Raw genomic sequence first — 15715 nt, 5'->3', positions numbered from 1 at the left:
CATAATTTGATTTTATCTTCGTATCTTTGCACCGCAAATGATGGACGAAGACTTCGATATACGAGAAGAACGGTATGCCGGGGGCGGCGAAAAGGATTTCGAGAATGCCCTGCGACCACTGCGTTTCGGTGACTTCAGCGGACAACAGAAGATTGTAGAGAATCTGGAAGTGTTTGTTGAGGCTGCCAAATATCGTGGTGAACCGCTCGACCACACCCTGCTGCACGGACCTCCAGGTCTGGGCAAGACCACGCTGTCTAACATCATTGCCAACGAACTGGGTGTGGGCTTCAAGATTACCAGCGGACCGGTGCTCGACAAGCCCGGTGACCTGGCTGGCATCCTGACCTCGCTGGAGCCGCGCGACGTGCTGTTTATCGACGAGATTCACCGCCTGTCGCCCGTGGTCGAGGAGTATCTCTACTCGGCCATGGAGGACTATCGCATAGACATCATGATAGACAAGGGCCCCTCGGCTCGCTCTATCCAGATAGACCTGAACCCCTTCACGCTGGTGGGTGCCACCACACGCAGCGGACTGCTCACCGCACCACTGCGCGCACGCTTTGGCATCAACATGCACCTGGAGTACTACGACCCCGAGACGCTGGCACGCATCATCGAGCGCTCGGCATCTATCTTGGGCGTGCCCATCACCGAAGATGCCGCCATCGAGATAGCAGGGCGCAGTCGTGGCACGCCACGTATTGCCAACGCACTGCTGCGCCGCGTCAGAGACTTTGCCCAGGTGAAGGGCAATGGCGCCATCGATACGGCCATCTCGCGTGTGGCACTGACAGCGCTGAACATCGATAAATATGGATTAGATGAGATTGACAACAAGATCCTGCTCACCATCATCGACAAGTTCCGTGGTGGTCCGGTGGGCATCACCACCATTGCCACTGCCATTGGCGAAGATGCTGGCACGGTGGAGGAGGTCTATGAGCCTTTCCTCATCATGGAGGGCTTCATCAAGCGCACTCCACGTGGGCGCATGGTGACCGATCTAGCCTATCGCCATTTTGGCCGCAACCCCTATTCGGGGGGCATCATGCAACCAGGACTGTTCGATGAATAGGGCTGGAAGTATGATTTTTGTCGTCAAATATGTGGATTTGGAAAATGGATTTTGTTTAGATTTATTGGATATATCAGTCTTTTTCATTCTTTTCGTTTTGTAATATTGGCGCGTTGTTGCTTGCAACAGGTTGAATGATAACTAAATACGAAGTAAAATCTTTATTGCAGACTTTGGTCAAAAAATGATGGATTTTTTGCTCTGGGAGAGAAAAAATACAATTTTTTTTGTACTTTTGTTGCAATTATCATAACGGGATTATAAACTACAACAACATGCTCACCTATCTAAGGCTTATCACAACAGCTATTTTCGCTATAACGGCACACGGTGTCTTTGGTGCGACAATGCGTGTTGAGCCTTTGTTTCTGAGCCAGGCTGTCATTTTTGTAGCTTTAGTCACGGTGTTGGTAATCCTGTTGGTGTTGGTGATCTTGCTGGTCATTCAGGTTCGCATCGGCATTCACCGTCGTAAGATGATGCAGCAGACGTTTGCTGTGCGCGAGCGCTTTTTGGCGAACGTGATCCATGAGTTTCGCAACCCGCTCTCGCTCATCAAGGGACTGGGCGAACAACTGGAAAAGCCCTGCGATGAGAACAAGACGACGGTGCCAACCATGGCAAGGGCACTGGTCGGACAGACGGAGACGCTGCTGGCACTGGTGGCAGACTTGCTCGACATCACACGCGTGCAGACGGTGATTGGCGAGGCTAAGTGGAAGCACGGCAATATTGTGACCTATGTGGGCATGATCCTGCAGAACCACCAGCCTGATGCCGACAGAAAGCGTCAGCACCTGAGATATCACCACTCGCTGACGGCCATCGACATGGACTTTGTGCCGGCCTATATCCACCGCGTGCTGTCAAACCTGGTGGCAAACGCCATCAAATATACCGACCACTATGGAAACATCGATGTGTCGCTGGAGGTGGTTGGTAGCGCGGAACTGATGGTGCAGGTCAAAGATAATGGCGCGGGGATTCCACCCGATGAGCTGCCCCGTCTGTTTGACATGCTCTCGCATGGGTCTCACGCCGGCGATGATACTGTCAGGTTGCTGTGCCTGCCCATGGCCAAGATGATGGTGGAGGCTATGAAAGGCAGTATCACGGTGGAGAGCACAGTGGGCCAAGGTACCACCTTCACAGTGCGTCTGCCCATGAAATATGCAGGAAAGGTGGAGCCTCTCGGCGTGACGGATGCTGAAGCGACGGCATCACTGCCTGCCGGTCAGAAGAAAGCGGCTGCAGAGCAGTCGCAGGCAGGCAAGGAGGCTTCGGCCATCGACTCGTCGGTGGTGTTGATCGTAGAGGACAACCAGGATCTGGCCTACTTCATAGGAATGCACCTGAAACAGTGCAAGCTGATCTATGCGCGCAGTGCTAAAGAGGGCATGGAGAAGGCTTTGGAAAATATGCCAGATATCATCATCACGGATGTGCTGATGCCCGGCGACAAGGATGGACTGGAGCTTTGCCGACAGGTGAAGAATAACGACCAGCTGAACCATACTCCGGTGATTATTATCTCGGCGCAGGTTACCGAGGAAGACAAGATCAGAGGACTGGAGGCTGGCGCCGATGCCTATCTGATGAAGCCTTTCAACTCCGAGGAACTGGTGGTCAGGGTGCGCAAGCTCATTGAGCGCCAGAGACTGCTGAAACAGAAGTTTGAGCAGGTGGCCGGCCAGACAGAGGTGTCTGTGGAGAGTTTGCCACGCAAAGACCGGGCGTTCATGACGCATCTGCTGGACGTGGTGTACCGCCTGATGGCTTCGGGCAATGTGGACATTGAGAGTGTGGCCAGGGAGATGGCGATGAGTCGCAGTCAGCTGAACCGACGCATGCTGGCCATCACCAACCAGAACTCGTCCACCTATATCATGCAACTGCGACTGGCGCGTGCCAAGCGCCTGCTGAAGGCCGATGTCAACATGGCCATTGGCGATGTGGCCCAGCGCTGTGGCTTCGATGATGTGGCCTATTTTAGTCGAATCTTCAAACAGACATTCGACATTACTCCTTCGCAATATCGGAAACAAATATAGATTATAAACAAATTAAAAACTCACGAACACTATGCACATTGGAAATCGTATCAGAGAGGTGATGAAAGAAAAGAACATGTCAGCCATCGCCATTGCTAAGATCATCAATTGCGAGCGCACCAACATCTACAACATCTATGCTCGCAAGGATATTAATACAAAGCTGTTGGAGCAGTTTTGTGTTATTCTGAATCATGACTTTTTTAAGGAATTGTCAAAAGACCTGAGCCTGAAGAAGAATAAGTAAGACATAGAAAAAAGGCAAGAACGTTTTGATTCTTGCCTTTTTTTTGTACTTTTGTACCCATGAAAGAGAAGATTGGTATCTTTGTGGGAAGCTTTAATCCCTTCACTGTGGGGCATGACTCTATTGTGAGAAGAGCGCTGCCGCTGTTCGACCGCCTGGTCATCGGCGTGGTAGGCGATCATGTGTCGAAGCCGGGCATGGTGCCTGCTGAAGCACGTATGGAAGCCATCGCTAAGCTTTACCGCAACGAGGCGCGCATTGACGTGAAGCCTTACTATGGCTTGGCCATCGACTTTGCCCGTAGCGTGGGTGCCCGTTTCATTGTGAAAGGGGTGCGCTCGGTGAAGGATTTTGAGTATGAGCGCGAGCAGGCCGACATCAACCGCCAGATTAGTGGCGGCGAGATAGAGACCATCCTTCTCTACAGCGAGCCGCAGCTGTCGAGCGTGTCATCGTCGATGGTGCGCGAACTGCAGCACTTCGGGGTGGATGTCAGCGACTTCTTGCCGACGTCTAACGAAGACTGAGGGCGCGATTCTCGGCCGCTTCCATAATCTCTCGTTCTCCGGGACCTTTATCGTTGATGCCACACAGGTGCAGGATGCCGTGGATGATGACACGGTGCAGCTCCTCGTCGTAGGGCTTGTTGAAGAGCTCTGCGTTTGAGCGTACGGTGTCGAGCGAGATGACCAGGTCGCCATTCAGCACATCGTCTTCGCAATAGTCGAAGGTGATGATGTCGGTGTAGTAGTCGTGACCCAGGTACTCGCGGTTCACCTCGAGGATGTGTTCATCGTCGCAGAACAGGTAGCCCACCTCGCCTATCTTCTTCTGATAGGTGGCAGCCACCTTCTTGATCCATGCTGTGGTCTCGCGTCGCTTGATGGCGGGGAACTTCACATTTTCTGAACTGTAGCTTATCATCGTATTTACTGTTTGTCTGTTAGTAACTCCAGGGCGCGCTTCACCGTGTCGTTGGTGTCGTTGAACACAGAGAAGTATTCGCTCATGTCCCACAGGTCGCGGGCTATCAGGGCCTTCAACTGCTGGCGCAGGTAGGGCAGCGTCTGCTGGCGCTCGGCCTCGTCCTTGGGTTTGATGTTCTGTTTCTCACCTTCCTTCATGATCTGGTCCACCAACGACTGTGGCACCTCGTACTGGGCTTTGAACGTGGCGAAGTCGGGATAGCGCTTCTTCAGTTCCTTGCGCTTGCCATCGACGTAGCGCAGGTTCTGCTGCAAGACGATGCTCTTGGCGGCCAGTTCGCGGTGGTAGCGGGTGTACTTGGTGGTGTCGAGCGGCACGAAGTAGTCGGGCATGATGCCACCGCCGCCATACACGATGCGGTGCTCCTTCAGGGTGTTGTACTTCAGTGAGTCGGCAAAGTGGATGCTGTCGGCATTGGTCAGCTCGCCAGCCTTCAGGCGGTTCAACAGGTCTTCGTCATAGCCTTTCTTGTTGCCCTTCTCATAGGGCTTCTGGATGCAGCGGCCCGAGGGGGTGTAGTAGTGGGCTATGGTGAGACGAATCATCGAACCGTCGGGCAGATCGACAGGGCGCTGCACCAGACCCTTGCCGTAGGAGCGGCGACCTACGACCATACCACGGTCCTGGTCCTGGATGGCACCGGTCACAATCTCGGCAGCCGAGGCCGTAAACTGGTCGATGAGCACCACGACCTTGCCCTCGCGGAAGCTGCCGTCGCGCGGAGCTTTATAGTCGCGACGAGGCACGCGGCGGCCTTCGGTATAGACAATCATGTCGCCACGGTTCAGAAACTCGCCAGCCAGGTCGGCAGCAGCCTGCAGATAGCCGCCACCATTCTCCTGCAGATCGAGGATGAGGTCGCGCATGCCTTCTGCTTTCAGCTTCTCCATGCTCTCCATAAACTCCTTATAGGTGGTGGCGCTGAAGTTGCTGATGCGGATATAGCCGATGCCGGGCTTGATCATATAGGTGGCATCGATAGAGTGTACGGGTATCTTGTCGCGCTTCACCATGAACACCAGTTCGTCTTTGATGCCCTGACGGCGCACGCCCAGTTTGACGGTGGTGCCCTTAGGTCCGCGCAGACGTCGCATGATTTCTTCTCTCGACATCTTCACACCGGCAATGGCGGTGTCGTTGACGTTCACGATGCGGTCGCCAGCCAGGATGCCCACCTTCTCTGAGGGGCCTTTGGTGACGGGCTGGATGACCAGCAGGGTGTCTTCCACCATGTTGAACTGCACGCCGATGCCTTCGAACGAACCGTTCAGGGGCTCGGTCATCTGCTTGGTCTCCTGGGGGTTGGTATAGCTGGAGTGGGGGTCCAGCTTCTCCAGCATGCCGCGGATGGCGTCTTCCACCAGTTTGGTCTCATCGACCTCATCGACATACAGGTTGGTGATGACCTGCTCGGCATAGTTCAGCTTGCGCAGGTTGCTTTCGCTTTTGGGTTGGAACTGTGCAAAGGCGCTCTGTGCGATCAGTGCCATTGCTATCAGTAAACAGTGTCTGTTGAGCATGTTTGTGTGTGTTATAGTTTGATGCTACTGATGTCTATCAGACCATTGACGATGGCGTAGATCGTCAGACCAGCAGGTGAGTGTATCTGCAGTTTGCGGGCGATGTTGCGACGGTGGGTGATGACTGTGTTCACCGAGATGCAGAGGTGGTCGGCAATCTCTTTGTTGGACATGCCCTGCACCAGGGCCACGATGACATCTTTCTCGCGGTCGGAGATGGCATCCTGCTCGTTGTTCTTGAACACCATGTCGCTGATGTTGCGGGTGATGTCGTTCTGTTTCACCATCTGCTCCAGGCGGCGGATGGCCGGCACGAAGATGTGGTCCTCGACCATGGCATGCTGGTGCAGCCATTCCTCGTTGTCGTAGATGTCGTGGAGCGTGGCGGTGAGCTTGTTGTTGTGCAGTCCGTCACTGGGCAGGTATTTGATGATGAGCAGCTTCAGCTCACGCAGTTTCTTGTCGGCAGCGCCGTGGTGCTTCGAGAAGGTCTCGATGCTATAGTCGGCAGTGGGACGTCCGTCGATGAGCGACTGTACGTAGGGGAAGAGCGTCTTCTGCTCGTACTGCATGTGGCGGCGAATCTCCTGTGCGTAGGCATCGTAGAAGCGCAGTATCAGTTGGCCCAGCGAGTCGTCGAGATTCAGGCTGTCTTCCAGTTCGCGACGGATGAAGGGCAGCTGGAAGTCCAAGTAGTAGGCATGGCTGGCCTGCAGATAATGCATCAGGGTGGGCACAGACAACTGTTCGTCGTTCTCGGCATCGCTGTAGCCATTGATAGTGAAGTTGACTACGGCGAGGAAGGTGTAGGTGTCAACGTGGTTGTCCTCGCAGGTCTCCTTGACGGTCTTGTCGCCGAAGCCCAGGCTGATGCCAAAGCTTCCCAGCATTTGCAAGAGGTCGTAGTTATCGCGTATCAGCGATATCATCTTGTCGTCGGCCTCATACATCTTTTGATTTCTCATACCTCGTAGTTTTATTCGTAAACGTCCTCTTCGGGGCGGTCTTCTTCGATAACCAGGTTGTCGATGATGAAATTCTGGCGCTCCATGGTGTTCTTACCCATGTAGTACTCCAGCAGCTTCTGCACTTGGTCGGTCTTGTGCAGCGTCACCTGTTCTAAGCGGATGTCGGGACCGATGAAGCCGGCAAACTCCTCAGGACTGATCTCGCCAAGACCCTTGAATCGGGTGATCTCGGGATCGGGACCCAGTTCCTGGATGGCCTGCAGGCGCTCCTCCTCGCTATAGCAGTAGCGGGTGATGAAGTCGGTCTTCTTACCGTCTTCCAGCATCTTCTTGTTCTTGATCTTGGTGCGGCGGTTGCGCACGCGGAACAGCGGCGTCTGCAGCACATAGACGTGGCCCGTGCGGATGAGCTCGGGGAAGAATTGCAGGAAGAAGGTGATGATGAGCAGGCGGATGTGCATGCCATCGACATCGGCATCGGTGGCCACGATGACCTTGTTGTAGCGCAGCGTGTCGAGGCCTTCCTCAATGTCGAGGGCTGCCTGCAGCAGGTTGAACTCCTCGTTCTCATAGACCACCTTCTTGGTGAGTCCGAAGGTGTTCAGCGGCTTTCCTCTCAGTGAGAACACTGCCTGCGTGTTGACGTCGCGACTCTTGGTGATAGAACCGCTGGCAGAGTCACCCTCGGTGATGAAGATAGACGACTCCTCCTTGCGGTCGTTCTTCACGTCGCTATAGTGTATGCGGCAGTCGCGCAGCTTTCGGTTGTGTAGGTTGGCCTTCTTGGCACGCTCGCGTGCCAGTTTGGTGACGCCAGCCATGGCTTTGCGCTCTTTCTCGCTCTCTTGTATCTTCTGCAACATCGCCTCGGCCACGTCGGCATTCTTGTGCAGGTAGTTGTCAACCTCCTCTTTGATGAAGTCGCCCACGTACTTGTTGATAGACACACCACCATTTGGCTCCATGGTCAGCGAGCCCAGCTTGATCTTGGTCTGGCTCTCGAACATAGGCTCTTCCACGTTGAGGGCGATGGCTGCCACGATACCTGTGCGGATGTCGCCATACTCGAAGTTCTTTTGGAAGAACTCCTTGATGGTCTTGGCGATATGCTCCTTGAAGGCACTTTGGTGGGTACCACCCTGGGTGGTGTGCTGACCGTTGACAAACGAGTAGTACTCCTCGCCATACTGGTTGGCGTGGGTGAAGGCTATCTCGATGTCTTCGCCTTGCAAGTGGATGATGGGGTAGAGGGCATCGGCACTCATACGGTCTTTCAGCAAGTCCTCCAGACCGCGACGCGACAGGATGCGTCGACCGTTGTACATGATGGCCAGTCCGATGTTCAGATAGGTATAGTTGCGGAGCATGTTCTCCACAATATCGTCGTGGAACCTGTAGTTCAGGAAAAGGGTGTTGTCGGGTTCGAAGAAGATGTAGGTGCCGTTCTCGTCTTGCGTGTCTTCCGTGACATCGCTCACCAGCTTTCCTTTCTCGAACACGGCTTTGCGCACCTTACCGTCGCGGAAGCTATGCACCTCGAAGTGGGCGCTCAGCGCGTTGACGGCTTTCACACCGACACCATTCAGACCGATAGACTTCTTGAAGGCTTTTGAGTCGTACTTACCACCGGTGTTCAGCACGCTGACGGCCTCGATCATCTTGCCCTGAGGAATGCCGCGGCCATAGTCTCTGACGCTGACGCGCAACTGGTCGTCAACGTTGATCTCAATGCGGTCGCCTGCCTTCATCTTGAACTCGTCGATAGAGTTGTCGATGACTTCCTTCAGCAGGACGTAGATGCCGTCTTCGGGAAGTTGACCGTCGCCCAAACGTCCGATATACATACCAGGACGCAGACGGATATGCTCTGTGCCACTAAGGGTGCGGATGTTGTCGTCGTTGTAGTCAGCCCCTACTCCAGCCCCTGTCTCGGTGGAAAGGGGAGCCGTTAGTCTCTCTGTCTCGTTCTCATTCATATCTTGTTGCTGTCTTCTTGTCTTGATATCTTCTGTTTACTCTGCCTCGTGAGTGGGCTCCGAGACAAGGCTCTTCTTGTAGCACCTGCGGCGCTTGTGCTGCTCGTTGTCGAAGTAGCCCCACTGGCTCTGCACTTTGCCGTTGGTCTCCATCTCTACGTGGGTCTCGCCCCATTTGAAACCGTACTTCTGGTAGATGGGGATCAGGTCGTAGAACAACAGGGCGTTGGCGCCCTTCGAGCGGTATTCGGGCAGGATGCCGATGAGCAGGCAGTCCACGATGTCGGTCTTCTTGAACTTCAGCGCCTTGATGAGGTGCCACCATCCGAAGGGCCACAGACGACCGTTGCGACACTTCTGCAGTGCGCGCGACAGCGATGGGATGGTGATGCCCACACCGATGCAGTCGTGTTCGGGCGTGTTCCAGTCTTCGATGATGCAGAGCATCTCCAGGTCGATGAACTTGAAGTACATATCTACATACTCGTCCATCTGCTTCTTCGACATCTCTGAGTAACCATACAGATGTCCAAAGGTCTTGTTGATGACCTCGAACACACGGTGGCCGTATTTCTTCGGACCGTAGATGTCTTCCTTCTTCAGCTTCTTCACGTGCAGGTTGTAGCGCGACATGCAGAGCTCTGCCACGCGTTTCATCTTGTCGGGCATGCCCTCTTTAGGTACAAAGACCTTGTATTCCACATAGTCGTTGTCCTTCTCGTAGCCGGGCATCTGCTCCATCAGTTTGGGGTAGTAAGGGTAGTTGTAGAGTGTGGCCATGGTGCCCAACTGGTCGAAGCCGTCGGTCAGCATGCCTTCGGGGTCCATGTCGGTGAAGCCCAGCGGACCGATGATCTCTTTCATGCCTTTCTCGCGTCCGTAGTCTTCTACAGCGGTGAGGAGTGCTTTCATCACTTCGGCATCATCGATGAGGTCCAGCCAACCGAAGCGCACGCAGGGGCGCTGCCATTGCTCGTTGTAACGGTGGTTGATGATGGCGGCTACGCGACCCACCAGTTTGCCGTCGCGATAGGCCAGGAAATATTCGGCTTCACAAAATTCGAAAGCCGAGTTTTTGTCTTTACTAAGTGTGTGGAGTTCGTCACTGTATAGGTTAGGAGCATCGTACTGGTTGCCTTTATACAGGTCATAATGCAGTTGGATAAAGGCTTTCAACCCTTTTTTGTCGATAACTCTCTCAATCGTAACTGATGACATTTCTTTCTTTATTTGATGAATAAATAGATGCTAATTCAACATACAAAGGTACGTTTTTTTTTAGACATATCAGCAGAAATAAACAGTTTTTTGCAACTTTTCTCGTAAATTGAAGAAAAGAGGCGATAGGTTTGCCGTAACTAAACCTATAGTTTGCCGTAACTAAAGTGATGGTTTGGCGTAGCCATCGTAGCCGAATGACATTATGAGGTGCGCTGACAGATGAGCAGGGTGTGCTGCCCGTTGCGCAGGGTGGTGGCAAAGATGTAGTGGTCGCCACCGTCTTTCAGTTTCAGGCGCTGGCGCAACTGGACGGCGCTGAGGGGGAAGTTGCGCACGCTGATGTTGGCTTTTGTGATGTCGGCGAGGGCTGCTTTCAGCTCTTTCTTGTTCATCGTGGTGGCAGCCGTGATGCGGAAGCGGCGTCCTGGAAACTGGGGGCGCTCCTCGTTGGAGGTAAACAGGTGACTGTTGGGTGCCAACTGCTTGACGCCGAACGCCTTTTCTACTTCTGCGAAGCAACCGGCCTTCATGATAGAGGCGTTCGGTTCGTAGAGGTATGTGCCTGTTTCGGCGGGCTCGTCTGTCGAGGGGACCATGGTCGTTGGCGCGCTTGCCGACACCAGCCACACCTGCTCATCGTTCACGCAGTAGAGCTGCAGCGCTTCTGCCTGTTGGCGCATCACGATGAGCAGTTCCTTGCATTCGTTCTGTGCCGAGACGATGTGCACCTCGCTGACGTACTGTGGCCCCAGGTCTTCCACGGCTTTTCGCCAGTCGAGCATGGGCGACAGTTTCAGCACCACCACGTCGGCCTTCTGCAACAGTTCGTCGCGCAGTTCCAGCACGTTGGGCGTGCAGTCGCCGATGCCATAGGTGCGAGCGCCGTGAGTGTCGCGGCGAGCCGGGTCCATATAGATCATCGAAACATGCTCTAGTTGGTGCAATATGGCCACACCGTCGCCACACGTGCACGTCACGTTGGGTGCCAACTGCTGCATGTTGTGCTTCACCACCGCAAAGAGCTCCTCGTTCTGTTCTACGTAGGTGGCTTCTTTGAAGGCCTGACTCATGAACGAGATGTCCACACCGAAGCCACCGGTCAGGTCCACGAGGCGTTCTGCCGCTGCCGTCAGTCGCCGACAGAGGTTCTTCTTATACAGGGCAGTCTGTTCGCTAGAACACTGTTCCAGCGACAGGTGCTGAGGATATAAAAGCCCGTCAGTAGCTGCCCATGAGGGCAACTTCTGACGGGCCTTTTGTAGTCCCGCAATCTGGCGCAGCGCCAAGGCGAAGTCCACGTCCTTGTCGCGGCAACCTTTCAGCGCCAGCTGGCGCACGTCGGCATGGCTGTTTTGCTCGATGAAATCGCGGGTTTTATTGTTCATCTTTATTTCAGTATTACTTTCTTTCCGTTGATGATATAGAGTCCCTTGCGTGGGTGCTTCATGCGCTGTCCCTGCAGGTTGAACACCGTGGTGCTCAGACGGTCGTTGGCAATCACGCGGATGCCGTTGGGCTGCTCTATGGCGAGGGTCACGTTGACGCCACTGATCTTGATGTGGTTGCCCTCTGCGCCGAAGGTCACCTCACGGGCTTCGCCTGTCCACACATAGTCGTTGTCGATGGTGCCCTTGTCGGCTGTCATCTTCCTGCTGCTGTCTATGGTGATAAAAGCCAGTTTGGTCATGGTGCCATCGCTGGTCTCCACCTTCAGTGTATTGCCGCCATACATACGGATATGCGCATCGTTGCAGTACATGTTGGCGCTGGTGCCCTTCGCATAGGTGATGGTGACGGGACCTTGCTTACCGCTGAGCGTCGCCTCATAGCTATTCTTCCAGGAGCCCTGCCATGAAACGCCGAAGAAGCTGTTGTTCAGCATGATCGTACTGTCGGTCAGCTCTTCGTTTGACTTCGCGGTGATGGTATAGGTAGCCGACGTCACGGCGCTCTTCTTGTCACCTTTCAAGGCGATAGCCTTCACTGTGGTGGTCTCGCTGATGGTGATAGGTGCCGTATAGACGCTGCTCTGCTCGGTAGGTTCGGTGCCATCGGTGGTGTAGTAGATGGTGGTACCCAGTGTAGTGCAGCTCATGCTCACCTCTACCTGTTCGACGTAGCTGCCACCCTGCGGTGTGAACACAGGCTGCATCACGAAGTCAGGATCCACCGTGCCGCCACCCTCGTAGTTGTCGTAGCTGAAGGCTGTTTCCGTCTTCGAGCCCCATACGTATTCCTCCAGTCCTGGATAGTCCACAAAGGGGTTGCGGTTTTGCTGCACATCGCTGCGCGCCACGGCATTGTTGCGCGCCCGTTCCACCTCGTCCACCGGGTCTTGTTGCGACCAGCGGAACAGCATGTCCAGGTACCACTGTTTCAGTCCTGGATAGGCCTCGTTCGTAAACACCTTCTTTACCTCTCCCTTAGACCAGTTATTCAACTTGTCCTGATAGCAGGTAGCCATATAGAAGTAGATGCGTGCAATGTCGCCTTTTATCTCGTCGTTGGGTTCAAACACCGTACCGCTGTAGCCCGGTGTCTTGCACGAGCCCAGAATGCTGTAGTTGTTGGCCGACGCCTTTGTGATGTCTTTCACCTCGGCGATGACGTACGATGAGCGCATATTGTTGATCTTAGCATCTGTAGGCACCACGTGGATGATGTCGCTCTTCATCGGACTGGCCTCGTTAAACCAGCTCTGTGGCACGGTGTGCTCCTTGTTCCATCCAGCCCCTTCTGAGCTGTTGCCATGCTGGTTCCAGTTGTAGTTGGTGATGTTCGAGTACCAGTCGCGCACATGACCGTCGGGTCGCTTGTCGGTCTTCTCGTAGTATTCCTCCAATGCCGAGTAGCTCAGCGTCTTGTGGTTCTTGATGATACTGTGTAAAGCGGTCTTCAGCGCTTCGCCTTTCTTTCCGTTGGCCTCCTGATAGTAGGTGCCAGAGTTGTTTGGGCCTTGTGCCCAACTGTTCAGCAGTGCTATCGACAGCACCGCGAGCAGCGTCAGTGTTTTCTTCATAATATGTGTATAATGGTGTGTTTTATCTTTCTGTTGTGTGCGCTTATCTGACGAAGACCTTCTTGCCGTTGATGATGTAGAGGCCCTTTGCAGGATTCTTGATGCGCTGTCCCTGCAGGTTGAATGTGCCCTTTGTCGCCCTCTTCAGCGTGCTGTTCACCAGGTAGATGCCGTCCGTATTGCTGTAGTTGTCGTAGCTGAAGGCCACCGTGGTCTTGTCGCCCCATACATATTCCTCCAGTCCGGGATAGTCGATAAAGGGGTTACGGTTCTCCTGAATGCCAAAGACGGCATTGTTGCGGTTGGTCTCTTTCTCGCTCACGGGGTCGTTCTTAGCCCATTTCATCAGCATCTCCAGTTGCCAACTGCTCAGTCCGGGATAGGTGTTACCGTCTAGCGTGGGTCTCGAGTCACTGCAGTTAGCGTACCAATCAGACAGTTTTTCCTCATAACATGTCACCATATAGAAATAGGTGCGTGCAAAGTCACCCTTGTATTCGTCGTTTGGCTCAAACACCGTGCCGTTATAACCGGGGTAGGTGCAGGTGCCCAGCTTGCTGAAGTCGCCTGCCGACTTGTAGTCCTTGCCGTCGGTCTCGCCAAAGGGGAAGTTACCGCGTTTTCCGTTTACCGTACCATCGGTGGGATAAAGGTGGAACAGGTCGGTGTACATGGGTGAATTACTGCCAAACCAACTCTTAGGGAACGAGTGTTCGCGGTTGTACTTGTCGCCTTCCTTCGAGAAATTTCCTGCCTGGTCGGTGCCAAACTCATAGTTGGTGATGCTCGAGTACATGTCCCACACCTTTCCGTCTTCACGCACGTCGGTAGTGCGGAAGTCAATCCAGAGGTTTCCGTAGGTACGTTCTGTATGTGGATTGATGATGCCACAAAGTGCCGTCTTCAGCTCCTGACCTTTCTTTCCGTCGGCATTCTGATAGTAAGTGCCAGAGTTGTTGGGCCCTTGTGCCCACAGGCTGATGCTGGTCAGCACCAGTGCTATCATGGCCGTAAATCTTTCAGCTATTCTCATAGTCGATGACTTTTTTACAATTGGTTATTTGATGATATACTTCCTGTTGTTAGAGATAAAGATACCTGGGCGCAGATGGCGCTCGTCCATCCGCATGCCATACATATTATAGACGTGGTGGCGGCGCTGCTTGGTCGTTGCAGCGATGTGGTCTAAGCCTGCTTTGTTCACCACTTCCACCAGCACCTGCTCTATCTGGATGTGCTTGTTGGCATTGCTCACGGGGTAATTGCCGGTGTAGGTCGATGTGAACTCCACGCAGCTCACCAGCGTGTCTGCCGGTGCCGTCCACACGTTGCCGGTCATCTTGCCCACCGTGGGGATGAACTCTTTGTCGGCCGACTTCTCGGGCACCACGAACTCAATGCGGCTGAGGCCGTTGTGGCGCGCCTTAAAGGTCAACTTATTATTATTGTACAGGCGAATCTGCGTGGCGTCGCAGTACATGCGAAGGCCCTCAATGCCGTAGGAGAACGTCAGGTCGATGCCGTCCTGCTCTACCGATATGGGTATGCGCTCAAAGTAGTCGCGCAGGTAGTTTGTGCTGCTCCAGTCGGTGCCAAACGTCATTTCGTTCAGCGGGATGGTGCAGTCGGAGGCCACCGTCTGGTCGTCGGCCACCGGTTCGCCGCCATAGTCAAAGGCCGTCTCCTTCTTCTCTCCCCAGATATAGTCCTCCAGGCCGGGATAGTCCACAAAGGGGTTGCGGTTGCCCTGCAGTCGGTAGGCGGCCTCGTTGCGGTCAATCTCTTTCTGGCTCACGGGGTCCTGCTTAGACCATTGCATCAGCATTTCGAGGGCCCATGGGGCAAAAGGCTGATAGACAGACTCGTCTGTCAGGTTGAACATGGCTCCCGTCCACGTGCCGCAGTGGTCGCCAACGCTATCTCGCGTGCTGCTCCATGTGGGCTGTCTCTTCTCGTAGGCCGTCACCATGTAGAAGTAGATGCGGGCCAGGTCGCCCTTATACATATCGTTGGGCTCAAAGCAGCGACCCTTGTAATCCTCCGAAAAGGTGCAAGCTCCCATCTTGCTAAAACCCTCTTCCGAGGTGTAAAACTCACCGTTGTTGGTGCCGTAGGGGTTGTTGTTGCGCTTATTGTTGACGATACCTTCGGCCGGGATAACGTGTACTATGTCTGAATACATGGGTTTGATGTCCTTGTAGGTATAGCTGCTTCCGCTCTTAGCTGCAGGGTTAAACCAGCTTTTTGGCATGGAGTGCTCGCGCTGGAAACCTTTTGTGCCCTCAGGGTCGGTGCCCAATTTCCCGTTTCTATGAAGCGTGGTGTAGATAGAGTAGGCCGACTTACACGAGTACATGTCCCAGATGATGGGCACCGTGTCTGTGGGTATGGCGTCCGTGAAATGATACGCATGCCACAGTGAGTCGTAGTCCACCACGGCCGGCGTGTTGATAATCTCGTAGAGAGCCGTCTTCAGCTCGGCCCCTTTCTTCCCATGAGCGCTTGCATAGTATGTGCCAGTGTTGTGGGGCGCCTGTGCACCCATGGCTATCGTCATGGTCCAGGCTACCAGACAGAGTAGCGTTTTCTTCATAGTCGTATCTATTTTTAGAAAGGTTCAGCCTACAAAAGTAAGGATTAATTTT

13 protein-coding genes are annotated in these 15715 nt (G+C 54.0%); 4 read left to right on the top strand and 9 right to left on the bottom strand.

The genetic code is table 11. The annotated features are described in order from the left end of the window. Positions 1–40: 40 nt before the first annotated feature. The 4 genes from ruvB (at position 41) to coaD (ending at position 3906) form a co-directional block, all read left to right on the top strand. The gene (gene ruvB / locus T496_RS0110755) at positions 41–1081 is read left to right on the top strand and encodes a Holliday junction branch migration DNA helicase RuvB (RefSeq protein ID WP_027450760.1); all 1041 of its coding nucleotides are present in this window, start codon (positions 41–43) and stop codon (positions 1079–1081) included. A 275-nt stretch (positions 1082–1356) separates the two neighbouring features. Beyond that, entirely contained in the window at positions 1357–3132 is a 1776-nt protein-coding gene (locus T496_RS14005; RefSeq protein ID WP_081783628.1) for a hybrid sensor histidine kinase/response regulator transcription factor, read from the top strand. Positions 3133–3163: 31 nt separating this feature from the next. Then, the gene (locus tag T496_RS0110745; RefSeq protein WP_027450759.1) at positions 3164–3379 is read left to right on the top strand and encodes a helix-turn-helix domain-containing protein; all 216 of its coding nucleotides are present in this window, start codon (positions 3164–3166) and stop codon (positions 3377–3379) included. Between the two features lie 59 nt (positions 3380–3438). Further along, positions 3439–3906 carry a pantetheine-phosphate adenylyltransferase gene (gene coaD / locus T496_RS0110740; RefSeq protein ID WP_027450758.1) on the top strand — a complete coding sequence of 156 codons (468 nt, stop codon included), beginning with the start codon at positions 3439–3441 and terminating at the stop codon, positions 3904–3906. On the opposite strand, the gene ybeY is transcribed toward coaD, so the two are convergent. The 9 genes from ybeY to T496_RS14490 all read right to left on the bottom strand — a co-directional run bounded on the left by ybeY (position 3893) and on the right by T496_RS14490 (position 15663). Then, positions 3893–4303 carry an rRNA maturation RNase YbeY gene (gene ybeY / locus T496_RS0110735; RefSeq protein WP_027450757.1) on the bottom strand — a complete coding sequence of 137 codons (411 nt, stop codon included), beginning with the start codon at positions 4301–4303 and terminating at the stop codon, positions 3893–3895. The genes coaD and ybeY overlap by 14 nt on opposite strands. Before the next feature lie 5 nt (positions 4304–4308). Next, complete coding sequence (locus T496_RS0110730; protein ID WP_052342191.1) at positions 4309–5856, bottom strand: S41 family peptidase; 1548 nt, start codon at positions 5854–5856, stop codon at positions 4309–4311. Between the two features lie 41 nt (positions 5857–5897). Next, positions 5898–6851 carry a LuxR C-terminal-related transcriptional regulator gene (locus T496_RS0110725; protein ID WP_027450755.1) on the bottom strand — a complete coding sequence of 318 codons (954 nt, stop codon included), beginning with the start codon at positions 6849–6851 and terminating at the stop codon, positions 5898–5900. Positions 6852–6862: 11 nt separating this feature from the next. Next, the gene (locus T496_RS0110720) at positions 6863–8830 is read right to left on the bottom strand and encodes a DNA topoisomerase IV subunit B (protein ID WP_027450754.1); all 1968 of its coding nucleotides are present in this window, start codon (positions 8828–8830) and stop codon (positions 6863–6865) included. A 36-nt stretch (positions 8831–8866) separates the two neighbouring features. Next, positions 8867–10048 (bottom strand): hypothetical protein, encoded by a 1182-nt coding sequence (locus tag T496_RS0110715; protein WP_027450753.1) that lies wholly within the window; start codon positions 10046–10048, stop codon positions 8867–8869. A 203-nt stretch (positions 10049–10251) separates the two neighbouring features. Continuing rightward, positions 10252–11436 (bottom strand): THUMP-like domain-containing protein, encoded by a 1185-nt coding sequence (locus T496_RS0110710; RefSeq protein ID WP_027450752.1) that lies wholly within the window; start codon positions 11434–11436, stop codon positions 10252–10254. Between the two features lie 2 nt (positions 11437–11438). Further along, on the bottom strand, positions 11439–13070 hold the full coding sequence (locus T496_RS14495) for an endonuclease (RefSeq protein WP_052342190.1): 1632 nt from the start codon (positions 13068–13070) through the stop codon (positions 11439–11441). Positions 13071–13113: 43 nt separating this feature from the next. Next, positions 13114–14103, bottom strand: coding sequence for an HNH endonuclease signature motif containing protein (locus T496_RS13995; protein ID WP_081783627.1), 990 nt, complete (start codon positions 14101–14103; stop codon positions 13114–13116). Between the two features lie 24 nt (positions 14104–14127). Beyond that, a complete protein-coding gene (locus T496_RS14490; protein ID WP_052342188.1) occupies positions 14128–15663 on the bottom strand; it encodes an endonuclease in 1536 nt (511 codons plus the stop codon). Positions 15664–15715 lie beyond the last annotated feature (52 nt).

Source organism: Xylanibacter brevis P6B11 (genome assembly GCF_000621825.1).
In the GTDB taxonomy this organism is placed as follows: domain Bacteria; phylum Bacteroidota; class Bacteroidia; order Bacteroidales; family Bacteroidaceae; genus Prevotella; species Prevotella brevis.
This window is presented reverse-complemented; position numbering and strand designations above follow the sequence as displayed.